Below are 14,046 nucleotides of genomic sequence, written 5' to 3'. Positions count from 1 at the left end.
TCAGGCCACCTGCTGCCGTGTGAACCGGGCCGGCACGTTGTTGATGTCCGGGGTCCGGTGGCGGCCAACGCGGGGTGTGTACCGGCGGCCGTCGTTCACACCCGGGTCACCGACGCGGGGCAGCCGGGCGGTGGGCCCGTCGATCTCCCGCACCCGGGGCACACGAACGGTGGCGCGGCCGGTCGCCACCATGGGCAGCACGTTCGCGGGCAGGGGAGCGGGGGTGAGGGCTTCTCGTATTGCGTTGTGCAACTTGCCGGTCAAACGAGTCCACAGGTTCACGTCGAACTCCCCTCAAAGGGACGGTCAGGGATTGGTGACAGCACGCGACGGTGAGGCGTCACGCACAGGAGAGGCGGTGTTCGCCCCGGGCTTGCGGTTGATCGACGCCCAATCAGGGCGGTCACCCGAATCGGGCAGCAGGCGAGAGTCGTCGGCGAACCGCGCCAAGGTTTCGCAGTCGTAGTGGAACGTCAGGTGGTCTTCCAGCGCGGCAATCCGCGCGTCCTTGCGCTCCACCTCCGCGCGCAAACGGGCAACTGTGGTGAACCAGGCGGTGAGGCGGCTCACCGGCCACCCCGCAACACCGACGGCACCGCAGGCTCAGCGACCGTCGGCAGCCGTTCCCGGGTCAACTGGCTGATGCAGTGCAGTCGGTCCGGGGTGTGCACCCACACCGACACCGACTCGAACCCGTCGGCTTGCAACCGCACCACCGGCTCACGGCAGTGCTTGCACGTGCTGGGGTGGCCTTCGTGGCGGGCGCGGATCATGCCGCCTCACCACCCGCCGGCACGATCTCCACACGGCGCCGACCCGACCGCACCGACTCCAACCCGGCCAGGCGGTCTAGCGGGCGCTCCGCATCCGGGCGCTCACCCGGGCCGAACGGCACCACACGGGCAGGGCGGCCATCCGCCGACACCAACACCAACAGGCCGGCGGTCACGACCACTCGCCGCCGTTCAGCAACCAGTACGCCGCCGGCAACACCACAAACGCGACCACACCGGCCACGGCCAACAGCCGGTTCACGTACCGGTTGCGCGCGTCCCGCCAATGCTCATCGCTGGCCAGGCGCTCCGACTCGGGCATCGACGGCACCGAGCCGCGGTCGAAGGTGGGGGCGCTCACGCAGTCACCTCAACCCGCGACAGCAGCGACAGTGCCGCCGCGAACGTCGGCAACGTGGGCAGCGCGTACAGCACCGTCTGCTCCACCACACCGTTGCCGGCGATTCGGATAGCGTCGTTGCGGGTGATCAGCCCTGACGCCACCAGATCCGTGATCCAGCCGGGCGGGTTGCCCATCATCCACTCGGGGAACACCGCCGCCAGACGAGGCGAATCGTTACGACCCAGCTCCGTCGGCTCCGGCGCCGGGAACCCGAACGCTGACTCCTGGCGACGTACCGCCCACTCGTACTGGCCGAACACAAGCGGCTGCACCGCCGACGGCAGCATCAGATCGCCGGCTCTGCCCCGCTGATTCGGGCCGCCCTTCGTGGCATCGGACGCCCGCGGCGTCGGCATCATGGCGACGCCGCGGGCGTCCGATGCCACGACCGCGGATGTTGCGCCAAGCAGCACCTGAGAGAGCGGTGGCCGCCACCCGTCGGAAGCGCGGCGGCCGGGGGTGCCCGTGTCCGACGCTCGCGGAGTCGGCAGCCACGACGGTGGAGCCTCATCCCACGACTCCAACTCTCGCGGAAGCTCACCCCGGGCAATTTCCAACGCCTGATCGATCGACGGGGAAGACGACGACCCGAGGATCGCCGAGCGGCCCGTCCGCGATGCGGCAACACGCGGCGTCGGCAACATGAGCGCGACCGCGTCATCGAGGAAACGACGCCCCGCATTCATACGGGCCTGCGCTGTCTCCCGCGACGGGAAGCCGGTGCCCCGTCCGAGGGCCGCGTTAGGCGTCGGCAATACCACCCCGTCCGCGCCGCACGTCTGCACCGGAAGCGACCAGACCAGACCCGCCCGCGACACACCCGAGGAAGGCCACTTCAACGGGTCGACAGCACCGAACAGCGCACGCTGCGGCGGAAGCCACCCCTGCCCGGCCCGCTCGCCGAACGGCTCACCCGACGGAACCGACACGTCGGCACCACGCACCGCGAGGGCGAAGAACCGGTGACGGTGGTGGCAACCACCAACACGGCACGCGCCAACAACCGTCCACGCCACCGTGTAGCCCAGCCGATCCAGATCGGCCAGCACGGCGCCGAACACCTCGCCCTGCTCGATGCGCAGCAGGTTCGGCACGTTCTCCAACACCACCACCGACGGCAACAGAGCCTCGATGGCCGGCAGGACACCGGTTGGCCATAGGTGCCGCTCATCGGCGGAACCGCCACGCTTTCCAGCCGAAGAGAACGGCTGGCAGGGGAAGCCAGCCGCAAGAATGTCAACCCGCTCGGCCATCTCCGACCAGCCGCGCACCCTCCGGGCGTGACGCTTCGCCGTTTGGCGCATCCGACGGGGTGCGGTCAGGCGACGGCGGGGAAGCCCATACGGCCCGCCCGGAGGGTTGGCAATGTCGCCCAGGTTCGGCACCCCCGGCCAGCGGTGCGCCAGAAGCCGCGCGGCGGCGGTGTCCAGTTCGGCTTGCCAAGTGAGGGTGGCACCGAACAGCTTCTCCAACGCGCGGTCGAGCATCCCGCCGCCGGAGCACAACGAACCAGCACGGGGTGTCACACGCCCACCTCGTGCCGGACCGGCGACACCCGGGCGTCCTCACGCCACGTCAGTTCGGCCCCGGGGTTGCGGTAGGCGACCTGCACACCAGCGCACCCGCCGTACGGGCACCCGTGCTGCGGCACCGGGTGGGCGAGGGCGTGCGCGGCCAGGTCCGGGGTTGTTCCCGCCAGGTCGGCAACAAGGTCCACGGTCCACGCCTGCGAGTCGGACGGGCCGGGCAGAACCCGGGTGGTGGTATCAGCCGTTCGGTCGCCGTGCCGTACCTTTAAGTCAGTCATCAGGCCGAAGTCCTTCGCATAGGTCGGTTGTGATGGCGGAGCAGCGAACGCCCCCGGATTGCGGCCGGTGGGCGTTCAGCTCGTTCAGGGGGAGTGGAAGTAGTCGCCTGCCGTGACCGTTGGCGCGGTCACCGCTTCGCGCACCTGCGTCGCAGTGCAGGTGGCAAGGCCGGGCGTCGGCACCTCACCCGACGGGAGGGTGCGGGTGGTCATTGCGGCGGCTCGCGCGTCGAACAGCTCCAAGACGCGCTGCTGGCCTTCGACGATCGACGGCATCCAATCGCCGTTGATCTCGACGCTGAACCAGCCAGGCATCGTCAGCAGAGGCGTCGCAGTGCCGGCTTCGTGGCGGATCGTGGCGGCAGTCATGCGGCGTTCCGCCTTGGAGCGGCCACACGTGGGCGGGCAGGTTGCGGCAGTGGCTTGAGGAGTCGGGCGAGATGGGCGCGGGCCTCAGTGTCCGGATCCGGCCAGTCGGCGGTGTCCCGCTCGGCCAACTCCTCCAACGCGGCCTCAAGCCGGGGGTCGTCAAGCTGGTACCGGGCCATCAGGCTGCCTTCCGCATGTCGGCGTCGTCGCACGGTTTGAAGGCGCGGCCGATGGGCCAGCCGATCTGGTCGGCGAAGTTGGCCGCCTGGCCGAGGCTGATGGGGTAGGTGCCGTCGAGGAGGCGGAAGAAGCTGCGGCGGGAGATGCCGAGTCGCGCTGCGATGTCTTCCTTGCGGCGCAGGCCGAAGACCCGGCGGGCGCGTTCGACGGCTTCATCGGTGAGCCGGTACTGCGGCGTGGGGTCTGTGGTGACCCCGGGTGCGGCAGCAAGGGTGTCTGACATGACACCATCATGCAGGTGTCAGCTCTGACACGCAAGCACGTGAGGGTCACCCATCTGACACGCAGAGGCGGTAATCTATGCCGCCTAGGTGCTGGCGGTCTCACGTTCGGTGACAGGGCGTTGGCTGAGGCTGGGGAGCCGCGATGCTGGAAGTGTCACAACTGACACCTGATTTGCCTTCTGACCTGCACTATCGTGACCGCATGCCAAACGACGGGTCTGGGGTCCTGCGTCTAGGCCAACTCATCAGAGGTGCACGCCAAGACAAAAGCTGGACCCAAAAAGACCTTGCCGAAGAATCCGGGGCCAGCCTCGAAACCATCAAGCGCTACGAAAACGGGAAAATCAAAGACCCCGACTCCGAACTCGTCCGCAGCATCATCAAAGCCCTCGGCATCAGCGTCCTCGAAATCCCCATCGCGCTCGGACACGTCACCCGCGAAGAACTCGACCTGCCACCCGCGCCAGCACGCACCTTCACACCCACCGTTGAAGAAGCAATCGCCATCCTCGAAGACCCCGACATGTCCGACGAAGCGAAACGCGGCGCCCTGCAATACCTGCGCTACCTCCGCGCCAACAACCCGGGCACGGGAAAGCCCGGGGCCGGCACAGGCCAACCCCGGGCGTCCTAGCCGTTCGCGGACTACCAGCCGCGCGCCCGCCACTGCGCCAACGACGGCCGCTCCGTACCCAACGTGGAGTCCTTGCCGTGGCCCGGGTAGAACCACGTGTCGTCCGGCAGGCGGCCGAACACCTTCCCCTCAAGGCCGTCCATGACCTGCGCGAACTCCTCAGGGCTTGTTGTCCTCCCTGGCCCCCCGGGAAAGAGACTGTCGCCGGTGAAAAGGTGCGGGGTGCCGGCCGGGTCGCGGTAGAGCAGCGCGATCGAACCCGGGGTGTGCCCCTTGATGTGGATGACCTCCAACGCGCAGTCGCCGACCGCCACGGTGTCGCCGTCGGCCAGCCGCTCCGCCTCGATCGGCAACCCCGACGCGTCATCGGCGTGCACCAACGCCCGGGCGCCGGTCTTGGCGACGACCTCCTCCAACGCCACCCAGTGATCCATGTGCTGGTGGGTCGTCACCACGGCGGTGAGCCCACCGTCGCCGATCAGTTCGAGTAGCCGGGGCGCCTCGTTCGCGGCGTCGATCAGCACCTGATCACCGGTGCCCGTGCAGCGCAGCAGGTAGGCGTTGTTGTCCATCGGACCCACCGACAGCTTGCTGATGGTCAGCCCGTCCAGCTCCCGAACCGCCGGTGCGCCGCCGTGCGTGACGTCTCCGCTGTATGTCATGACGTTTCTATATCCATTCCGGTGGAGTAGGCAGGGGACCGTCAGGGGTGACGGAGAGCAGGGTGCCGTCGGCGCGGCCGATCAGCCAGGCGGCGAGGTCGGGGGCGGGGCCGACGACGATCGGGGCGTCCACGCGCTCCCCGATCACCACCTCGTGCTCACCACCGTCGAGGCGCAGCACCATCGACGGTGGTGTCGGCCCCATGGCGTGATGACTGGCCGCCTCCCGCAGCAGGCGGTGGGCGAACGTCTCCGACCAGTGCGCGGCCCGGTAGTCGGCGGCCAGATCGAGGTGGTGCACCTCGATCTCCCGCAGTCGACCCCAGACCAGCAGCGCCGCCGGCCAGGGGCCCAAACGCGCCTGCACCGTCGCCGCCCAGGCGTCGGCCGGCATCGCCGCGACCGCCTCGGCGAACAGGTCCGCGGTGCGTCGCAGGTCGTCCAGGTGCGCGGCCGGCGGCCGGCTCGAACCGGCTTCGATGTCGGCGGCGCGGGCGTCCAGCGAGGCGTACATCGGCAGCGCCGCCCCGGTGCGGGCCGCGGTGAGCAGGTTGACGAAACCGTCGGCGTTGCGCGCCACATGCGCCAGCACGTGCCCGCGCGTCCAGCCGGGCAGCAGCGACGCGGCGGCGAGGTCCGCGGCGTCGAAAGAAGCGGCGGTACGCAGGAGCCGCCTGGTGGCCGCGTCCACCTCGCCCATCAGCAACAGCGGATCCGTGGTCACCCGTCGACCCTAGCGGTCCGCCGTCGCGCCGTCGCCGGGGAAATCGCTTTCGGCGCGTCGTCGCGCGACCTACCGTCAGCGGCAGACGCGGCACCGGGACATCGGACGGAGGTGGTGATCATGCCGGACGTGGCACGCGTGTTCCGCCATCACCAGCTTCGACACCGATGAGGATGCTATGACGATCGATGTGACCGCCCTCGGCTGGGACGCCGAGCGGACGGCGTACGCCGCGCGCCGCGGCGAGCACCAGCCGGGTCGGGTGGCCCGGGTGGACCGGGGGGTCTGCACGGTGCTCACCGCGGTCGGCCCGGTCCGGGCCAGTCTGGGTGGGGCGGTGCTGACCGTCGCCGCGCGGGACCCGGCCGCGCTGCCCTGCGCCGGGGACTGGGTGCTGCTCACCCACTGGCCGGACCGCCGCGTCACCGTCGAGGCGGTGCTGCCGCGGCGGGGCGCGCTGATCCGGCGTACCGCCGGCAAGGACGCCAGTGGGCAGGTGCTGGCCGCCAATCTCGACGCCGCCGCCGTGGTGGAGCCGGTGCACCCCGAGCCGGACGTGGGTCGGATCGAGCGGCTGCTCTCCCTGGTCCACGAGTCCGGCGCCCGGCCGCTTGTCGTACTGACCAAGGCGGACCTCGCGGCCGACCCGGCCGCGCTGGCCCGCCAGTTGGCCGCCGCGGCACCCGGGGTGCCGGTGCTGCCGGTCAGCGCCGAGCGTGGCCTCGGGCTGGCACCGCTGCGCGCCGAGGTGACGCCCGGCCGCACGCTCGGTCTGCTCGGCCCGTCCGGTGCCGGCAAGTCGAGCCTGGTCAACGCTCTCGTCGGAGCGGTGATGATGCCCACCCAGGCGATCCGGCGCGTCGACGGCAAGGGTCGGCACACCACCACCTGGCGGGCGCTCGTACCGATCCCCGGTGGCGGTGCGGTGATCGACACGCCCGGTGTCCGGGCGGTCGGCCTGCTCGACGGCGCGGCCGGGCTCGACCGGGCGTTCGCCGACATCGCCGGGTTGGCCGAGGGCTGCCGGTACGCCGACTGCGGTCACGACGGCGAGCCGGCCTGCGCGGTTCGGGAGGCGTTGCACACCGGCGAACTCTCCACCCGTCGGTGGGAGAGCTGGCGGCGGCTGCAGGGTGAGGTGGCCCACGAGAGCCGACGGCGGGAGGCCCGGGTGGCGGCGGAGCGTCGCGGCGGGTGGCGTTCGGCCCGGCGTCGGGCCGCGCGTCCGCCGGCGCCCGGCGGCTACTGACCGGGTGCCCGTAGGTGCGGGCCGGCCGGGGTTCCGGGCGGCGCGGCCGACCGGGCTGAGCTGGGGGAATGTGCGGGCGAGGGAAACTGTCGTACCTCGGGGCTAGAGTTGCCGAGGCGTGTTTTCCGCGCCCGCACGACCACTCAAGACCACCCAGAGTGGGACAGATCCTTTGCTTCGTCTTCTCCCGGGAGTACACGCACCGTGGCCGACCGACTGATCATCCGTGGCGCGCGCGAGCACAACCTGCGTGACGTCAGTCTCGACCTGCCCCGGGACGCGCTCATCGTGTTCACCGGGCTGTCCGGGTCGGGCAAGTCGAGCCTGGCCTTCGACACGATCTTCGCCGAGGGGCAGCGCCGCTACGTCGAGTCGCTCTCGTCGTACGCCCGGCAGTTCCTCGGCCAGATGGACAAGCCAGACGTCGACTTCATCGAGGGCCTGAGCCCGGCCGTCTCGATCGACCAGAAATCCACCTCGCGCAACCCGCGCTCGACGGTCGGCACCATCACCGAGGTCTACGACTACCTGCGTCTGCTCTACGCCCGCATCGGCGAGCCGCACTGCCCGGTCTGTGGTGAGCGCATCTCCAAGCAGAGCCCGCAGCAGATCGTCGACCGGGTCCTCGCCATGGCCGAGGGCACCAAGTTCATGGTGCTCGCCCCGGTGATCCGGGGCCGCAAGGGCGAATACGTCGACCTCTTCGCCGAGCTGCAGGCCAAGGGCTACGCCCGGGCCCGGGTCGACGGCGTGGTTCACCCGCTGACCGAGCCGCCGAAGCTCAAGAAGCAGGAGAAGCACACCATCGAGGTGGTGATCGACCGGCTCACCGTCAAGCCGAGCGCCAAGCAGCGGCTCACCGATTCGGTCGAGGCCGCCCTCGGCCTGTCCAGCGGCCTGGTCCTGCTCGACTTCGTCGACCTTCCCGAGGACGACCCGGACCGCGAGCGCCGCTACTCCGAGCACCTGGCCTGCCCCAACGACCACCCGCTCGCCATCGAGGATCTCGAGCCCCGGGTCTTCTCCTTCAACGCGCCCTACGGCGCCTGCCCGGAGTGCACCGGCCTGGGCACCAAGAAGGAGGTCGATCCGGAGCTGCTGGTCCCCGACCCGGAGCGCAGCCTGCGTGAGGGCGCCATCCAGCCCTGGTCCACCGGGCACAACCTGGAATACTTCCTGCGCCTGCTGGAGGCGCTCGGCGAGGCCCAGCACTTCGACATCGACACCCCGTGGCGGGCGTTGCCGGCGCGGGCGCAGAAGACGATCCTGCACGGCTCCGACGACCAGGTCCACGTGCGCTACCGCAACAAGTACGGCCGCGAGCGCTCCTACTACACCGGCTTCGAGGGCGTGGTGCAGTGGATCGAGCGCCGGCACTCCGACACCGAGTCCGAGTGGTCCCGCGACAAGTACGAGGGTTACATGCGCGACGTGCCGTGCGCGGCGTGCGGCGGTGCCCGGCTCAAGCCCGAGGTGCTGGCGGTCACGTTGGCCGGCAAGAGCATCGCCGAGGTCTGCAACCTGTCCGTGGGGGAGTGCGCCGACCTGCTGGCCGGCATTGAGCTGACCGACCGGCAGAAGCTGATCGCCGAGCGGGTCCTCAAGGAGATCAACGCTCGGCTGCGGTTCCTGCTCGACGTCGGCCTGGATTACCTCTCCCTGGACCGGGCGGCCGGCACGCTCTCCGGCGGCGAGGCCCAGCGCATCCGACTGGCCACCCAGATCGGGTCGGGCCTGGTGGGCGTGCTCTACGTGCTCGACGAGCCGTCGATCGGGCTGCACCAGCGCGACAACCACCGGCTGATCGAGACTCTGATCCGGCTGCGTGGGCTCGGCAACACGCTGATCGTGGTGGAGCACGACGAGGACACCATCCGCACCGCCGACTGGATCGTCGACATCGGGCCCGGCGCGGGTGAGCACGGCGGCAAGATCGTGCACAGCGGTTCGGTGCCGGCGCTGCTGAAGAACAAGGAGTCGATCACCGGGGCGTACCTGTCCGGGCGTCGGTCGATCCCGACGCCGACGGGCCGCCGTCCGCAGGAGCCGGGCCGCGAGCTGGTGGTGCACGGGGCGCGGGAGCACAACCTGCGCAACCTGACCGTCTCGTTCCCACTGGGCCAGCTGATCGCGGTCACCGGGGTCAGCGGCTCGGGCAAGTCGACGCTGGTCAACGACATCCTTTACGCGGTGCTGGCCAACCAGATCAACGGCGCCCGGCTGGTGCCTGGCCGGCACACCCGTGTCTCCGGGCTGGAGCACGTGGACAAGGTCGTCGGCGTGGACCAGTCGCCGATCGGCCGCACGCCGCGCTCCAACCCGGCCACCTACACCGGCGTCTGGGACCACGTCCGCAAGCTCTTCGCCGAGACCACCGAGGCGAAGGTGCGCGGGTACGGCCCGGGTCGGTTCTCCTTCAACGTCAAGGGCGGGCGCTGCGAGGCGTGCTCGGGTGACGGCACGATCAAGATCGAGATGAACTTCCTTCCCGACGTGTACGTCCCCTGCGAGGTCTGCAAGGGCGCCCGGTACAACCGGGAGACCCTGGAGGTGCACTACAAGGGCAAGACCGTCTCGGACGTGCTGGAGATGCCGATCGAGGAGGCCGCCGAGTTCTTCTCCGCCATCCCGGCCATCCACCGGCACCTGAAGACCCTGGTCGACGTCGGCCTGGGCTACGTCCGCCTCGGTCAGCCGGCGCCGACCCTCTCCGGCGGTGAGGCGCAGCGGGTCAAGCTCGCCTCCGAGCTGCAGAAGCGCTCCACCGGGCGGACGGTCTACGTGCTCGACGAGCCGACCACCGGTCTGCACTTCGAGGACATCCGCAAGCTCCTGATGGTGCTGGAAGGGCTGGTCGACAAGGGCAACACGGTGATCACGATCGAGCACAACCTCGACGTGATCAAGACCGCGGACTGGCTCATCGACATGGGTCCCGAGGGTGGCCACCGGGGCGGCACCGTGCTCGCCACCGGCACCCCCGAGGAGGTCGCCGAGGTGGCCGAGAGCCACACGGGCGAGTTCCTGCGCCAGGTGCTCAAGCTCGACGGCAAGGCCAAGGGTGCGGCAGCCGCCACCACCCGGGCTGCCAAGGCCAACGGCGTGACCAAGGCGCGGGCCAGCCGTAAGGTGCCGGCTGCCGCGCGCTGACCCCTCTCCGCGTGCTGATGGGGTGGGGCAGGTCGTCATCCGACCCGCCCCACCCCATTTGTTGGGTCGAGCGGATGCCGTGGTGAACCATCCGGCACAGTTGCCCGTGTGGAGAAGTGTGGCCGGCTTTCGACCGGCAGCGGGCTAGGGAGAGGCGAGGCATGAGTGACGATCAAGCGCTGACCGGACCGGGTACGCAGACACGCCGTAACCTGCTCACCGGCGTCGGGGCGGTCGGCGCGGCCGTCGTCCTGGCTGCCTGCGGCAGTGACGACGGCGGCAACGGCAGTGGCGGTGACGCTCCCACCAGCGGTGGCCCCGCCGTGCCCAGCACCGGCGACGCCGGCGGCGGTGACCGGCAGGATGCCCAGTCGCTGGCCACCACCGCCGACATCCCGGTCGGCGGCGGCAAGGTCCTGGCCGCCCAGGGCGTGGTCATCACCCAGCCCACGGCCGGCCAGTTCAAAGGCTTCAGCCCGATCTGTACGCACCAGAACTGCCCGGTGACGAACGTCGACGGCGGCACCATCAACTGCACCTGCCACAACAGCAAGTTCTCGATCGAGGACGGCTCGGTGAAGGCCGGCCCGGCCACCAAGCCGCTGCCGCCCAAGGAGATCAAGGTCACCGGCGACCAGATCTCGCTGGCCTGACCCGACGCCGCGGCCCGCAGGCCCGGCTGTCTGGGCCCGTTTGGCTGGGCCTGGTTGGCGCGGGGTTGCGTGGCGCGGGGGGTTGCGTGGCGCAGCAAGATCGACTCGTGTTCCGGGAAGTCGGGGTGTTCGGCACGTGCTGACACCCCGACTTCCGGGGCGCCGAGTGGATCACGCCTGCGGTGGGCTGTCGGTGCTGCGGACTAGGCTTGTCGGCGTGGCTGACCCCTCGACCTACCGCCCCGCACCCGGCACCATCCCGGAGCTACCGGGGGTCTACCGCTTTCGCGACGGCACCGGCCGGGTGATCTACGTCGGCAAGGCCAGAAATCTGCGCAGCCGACTCAACTCCTACTTCGGTGACGTCTGGAACCTGCACGAGCGCACCCGGCAGATGGTCACCACCGCCGAGTCGGTGGACTGGATCACCGTCGGCACCGAGGTCGAGGCGCTCCAGCAGGAGTTCACCTGGATCAAGCAGTACGACCCGCGGTTCAACGTCCGCTACCGCGACGACAAGTCGTACCCCTATCTCGCTGTCACGCTCGACGAGGAGTACCCCCGGCTGCAGGTGATGCGCGGCGCCAAGCGCAAGAGCGTGCGTTACTTCGGTCCCTACTCGCATGCCTGGGCCATCCGGGAGACCCTCGACCTGCTGCTGCGGGTGTTCCCCGCGCGCACGTGCTCCGCCGGGGTGTTCAAGCGGGCCGGCCAGGTCGGTCGTCCCTGCCTGCTGGGCTACATCGGCAAGTGCTCGGCGCCGTGCGTCGGCACCGTCTCCGCCGACGAACACCGCGCCATCGTCGACGGGTTCTGCGACTTCATGGCCGGGCGCACCGACACCATGGTCCGCAAGATCGAACGCGAGATGACCGAGGCGAGCGAGCAGCTGGAGTTCGAGCGGGCCGCCCGGCTGCGCGACGACGTGGCCGCGCTGCGCCGGGCCATGGAGAAGCAGACCGTGGTCCTCGGCGACGGCACCGACGCGGACGTCGTCGCGTTCGCCGACGACCCGCTCGAAGCGGCCGTGCAGGTCTTCCACGTGCGCGACGGCCGGGTCCGCGGCCAGCGCGGTTGGGTGGTGGAGAAGACCGAGGAGCTGACCACCGGAGACCTGGTCCACCACTTCTGCACCCAGGTGTACGGCGGCGAGCACGGCGAGGCCGACGTTCCTCGCGAACTTCTGGTCCCTGAGCTGCCGGCTGACGCCGACGCGCTGGCCGAGTGGCTCTCCAACCACCGGGGCAGTCGGGTGTCGCTGCGGGTGCCGCAGCGTGGCGACAAACGCACACTGATGGAGACGGTGGAGCGCAACGCCAAGGACGCGCTGGCCCGGCACAAGCTCAAGCGCTCCGGTGACCTGACCACCCGAGGCAAGGCGCTGGACGAGATCAGCGAGGCGCTGGGCATGAGCACGTCGCCGCTGCGCATCGAGTGCTTCGACATCTCCCAGATCCAGGGCACCGACGTGGTCGCCAGCATGGTGGTCTTCGAGGACGGGTTGCCCCGCAAGAGCGAGTACCGGCGGTTCATCGTCCGGGGCGCCACCGACGACCTCTCCGCGATGTCCGAGGTGCTCCGTCGCCGCTTCGCCCGCTACCTGGACGCCAGGGCCGAGACGGGTGAGGTGGGCGTGGAGTCGGCAGACGACTCGGCCGCCCCCACGGACGCGGTCGAGCCCCAGGTCGGCGTCCTGATCGATCCGACCACCGGCCGGCCCCGAAAGTTCGCGTACCCGCCACAGTTGGTGGTCGTCGACGGCGGCGCTCCACAGGTCGCAGCCGCCGCGCAGGCCCTCGCCGACCTCGGCATCGACGACGTGGCCCTGTGCGGGCTGGCCAAGCGGCTGGAAGAGGTGTGGCTCCCGGACGACGAGTTCCCGGTCATCCTCCCGCGCACCTCGGAAGGGCTCTACCTGCTGCAACGGGTGCGTGACGAGGCCCACCGGTTCGCCATCACCTTCCACCGGCAGCGCCGGTCCAAGCGGATGACCGAGTCAGCGCTGGACCACGTACCCGGCCTGGGCGAGGTGCGTCGCAAGGCGCTGCTGCGGCACTTCGGCTCACTCAAGCGACTCTCGGCAGCAACGGTCGACGAGATCACCGAGGTGCCCGGGGTGGGGCGGCGCACCGCCGAGGCAATCCTGGCCGCCCTGGACAAGGACACGAAGGCCGGCGACGGCGCGGGGGCGAAGCCCAGCAGCTGAGCACCGTCGCTCGCTCCCTGCCGGAGCGCCGTCGCTCGCTCCCTGCCGGAGCACCGTCCCTCGCTCCCTGCCGGAGCGCCGTCGCTCGCTCCCTGCCGGAGCGGAGGCGGCCGCCTGGGGCCCGCTGGTCGCCCTCGCTCGACCCGCTGGTGGGCGGTCGCCCCTCATGATCGTGCTCGTTCCTGGATGTAGTGGCCTCGTCGCGCCGGGAGGGGCCTCTTTCCTGGATTGAGCACGATCATGAGGGCGGTGCCGCGCGGCGGGCTGCCCACCCCGGGCTGGCCCGTCCGACCCGCCGTATCAGGCGAGCCCCGCCCGCTCGGCCCCGCAGCCCGCTCGGCCCCGCAGGCTCGCCCGGTCACGCCCGCCCGGCCCCGCGGGCTGGTCGGTCACGTCCGCCTGCCCGGTCACGGGCTTGCTCGGCCCCGCACGCCTATCCGACCCCGCATTCCCGTCCGCCCCGTGGGTCCGCCCGGTCACGCCCGCGTGCCCGCCTGCCCGGTCACGCCCACGGCACGCACGCATGGTGGGGCGGGGCGGGCCACCCGGTACACGCCCGCCTGTCTGGCCGCGCCCGCCTGCTCGGCCCACCCCGCTCCCTCGGCAGCGGACCGACGAACGGTGCACACGGGCATGATCCACTCGGCTTCCGTGATGTCGGGGGGTCTCCGGCATCGGGACAGCGCGTTTTCAGGGAACCCGAGTGGATCATGCCGCGGTGGCCGTTGCGTCGGGGTTCCGCAGGGCGGCTGGTCGGGCGTTTTGTCGGGTTCGGGGTGAATGTCGGGTGGTCGGGGCCACCCCGGCGGCGGAATCGGCGGCCAGTCGGGGTCGTTATACCTGGCAGATCACCGCGACCGGCGAGTCGCAGAGCGCGGGCAGCGGCCCCCTCCGGGAACACCCGCCAGGCCGCCCCGGTTACACCCCCGCACCGGCTGAGCACCACAACGGC

At 70.6% G+C, this 14,046-nt stretch carries 15 protein-coding genes; 5 read left to right on the top strand and 10 right to left on the bottom strand.

Translation table 11 applies throughout. The features are described from left to right. The 8 genes from ACZ6NZ_RS25375 to ACZ6NZ_RS25340 form a co-directional block, all read right to left on the bottom strand. Complete coding sequence (locus ACZ6NZ_RS25375) at nucleotides 1–282, bottom strand: hypothetical protein (protein ID WP_465860537.1); 282 nt, start codon at nucleotides 280–282, stop codon at nucleotides 1–3. A 24-nt stretch (nucleotides 283–306) separates the two neighbouring features. Next, nucleotides 307–570, bottom strand: coding sequence for a hypothetical protein (locus ACZ6NZ_RS25370; RefSeq protein ID WP_465860535.1), 264 nt, complete (start codon nucleotides 568–570; stop codon nucleotides 307–309). After that, nucleotides 567–773 carry a hypothetical protein gene (locus ACZ6NZ_RS25365; RefSeq protein ID WP_465860534.1) on the bottom strand — a complete coding sequence of 69 codons (207 nt, stop codon included), beginning with the start codon at nucleotides 771–773 and terminating at the stop codon, nucleotides 567–569. The genes ACZ6NZ_RS25370 and ACZ6NZ_RS25365 overlap by 4 nt, the downstream gene beginning before the upstream one ends. A gap of 172 nt (nucleotides 774–945) precedes the next feature. Continuing rightward, nucleotides 946–1,134 carry a hypothetical protein gene (locus ACZ6NZ_RS25360; protein WP_465860532.1) on the bottom strand — a complete coding sequence of 63 codons (189 nt, stop codon included), beginning with the start codon at nucleotides 1,132–1,134 and terminating at the stop codon, nucleotides 946–948. Beyond that, entirely contained in the window at nucleotides 1,131–2,663 is a 1,533-nt protein-coding gene (locus ACZ6NZ_RS25355) for a DNA cytosine methyltransferase (protein ID WP_465860530.1), read from the bottom strand. The genes ACZ6NZ_RS25360 and ACZ6NZ_RS25355 overlap by 4 nt, the downstream gene beginning before the upstream one ends. A 35-nt stretch (nucleotides 2,664–2,698) precedes the next feature. Further along, nucleotides 2,699–2,983: a hypothetical protein gene (locus ACZ6NZ_RS25350; RefSeq protein ID WP_465860529.1), complete on the bottom strand. Its 285-nt coding sequence runs from the start codon at nucleotides 2,981–2,983 to the stop codon at nucleotides 2,699–2,701. Nucleotides 2,984–3,067: 84 nt separating this feature from the next. Beyond that, a complete protein-coding gene (locus tag ACZ6NZ_RS25345) occupies nucleotides 3,068–3,352 on the bottom strand; it encodes a hypothetical protein (RefSeq protein ID WP_465860527.1) in 285 nt (94 codons plus the stop codon). A gap of 178 nt (nucleotides 3,353–3,530) precedes the next feature. Next, complete coding sequence (locus ACZ6NZ_RS25340) at nucleotides 3,531–3,815, bottom strand: hypothetical protein (RefSeq protein WP_465860525.1); 285 nt, start codon at nucleotides 3,813–3,815, stop codon at nucleotides 3,531–3,533. A 143-nt stretch (nucleotides 3,816–3,958) separates the two neighbouring features. On the opposite strand from ACZ6NZ_RS25340, the gene ACZ6NZ_RS25335 reads away from it, so the two are divergent. Then, nucleotides 3,959–4,450, top strand: coding sequence for a helix-turn-helix domain-containing protein (locus ACZ6NZ_RS25335; RefSeq protein ID WP_465860524.1), 492 nt, complete (start codon nucleotides 3,959–3,961; stop codon nucleotides 4,448–4,450). Nucleotides 4,451–4,461: 11 nt separating this feature from the next. Here the strand turns inward: ACZ6NZ_RS25335 and ACZ6NZ_RS25330 are convergent, their stop codons facing one another. Further along, the gene (locus ACZ6NZ_RS25330; protein ID WP_465860523.1) at nucleotides 4,462–5,112 is read right to left on the bottom strand and encodes an MBL fold metallo-hydrolase; all 651 of its coding nucleotides are present in this window, start codon (nucleotides 5,110–5,112) and stop codon (nucleotides 4,462–4,464) included. A gap of 7 nt (nucleotides 5,113–5,119) precedes the next feature. After that, on the bottom strand, nucleotides 5,120–5,836 hold the full coding sequence (locus tag ACZ6NZ_RS25325) for a maleylpyruvate isomerase family mycothiol-dependent enzyme (RefSeq protein ID WP_465860522.1): 717 nt from the start codon (nucleotides 5,834–5,836) through the stop codon (nucleotides 5,120–5,122). A 178-nt stretch (nucleotides 5,837–6,014) separates the two neighbouring features. Here ACZ6NZ_RS25325 and rsgA point away from each other — a divergent pair, with 178 nt between their 5' ends. From rsgA to uvrC, 4 genes are all read left to right on the top strand, one after another. After that, a complete protein-coding gene (gene rsgA, locus ACZ6NZ_RS25320) occupies nucleotides 6,015–7,085 on the top strand; it encodes a ribosome small subunit-dependent GTPase A (protein WP_465860520.1) in 1,071 nt (356 codons plus the stop codon). Between the two features lie 204 nt (nucleotides 7,086–7,289). Beyond that, entirely contained in the window at nucleotides 7,290–10,235 is a 2,946-nt protein-coding gene (uvrA, locus tag ACZ6NZ_RS25315) for an excinuclease ABC subunit UvrA (RefSeq protein WP_366613474.1), read from the top strand. 161 nt (nucleotides 10,236–10,396) lie between these two features. Next, entirely contained in the window at nucleotides 10,397–10,888 is a 492-nt protein-coding gene (locus tag ACZ6NZ_RS25310) for a Rieske (2Fe-2S) protein (RefSeq protein ID WP_366613476.1), read from the top strand. A 217-nt stretch (nucleotides 10,889–11,105) separates the two neighbouring features. Further along, the gene (uvrC, locus tag ACZ6NZ_RS25305; RefSeq protein WP_465860518.1) at nucleotides 11,106–13,094 is read left to right on the top strand and encodes an excinuclease ABC subunit UvrC; all 1,989 of its coding nucleotides are present in this window, start codon (nucleotides 11,106–11,108) and stop codon (nucleotides 13,092–13,094) included. The last annotated feature ends 952 nt before the right edge of the window (nucleotides 13,095–14,046 follow it).

Source organism: Micromonospora sp. NPDC047756 (assembly GCF_055587245.1).
Note: the sequence above shows the minus strand (reverse complement) of the source record. Positions and strands in the feature narration are given on the sequence as shown.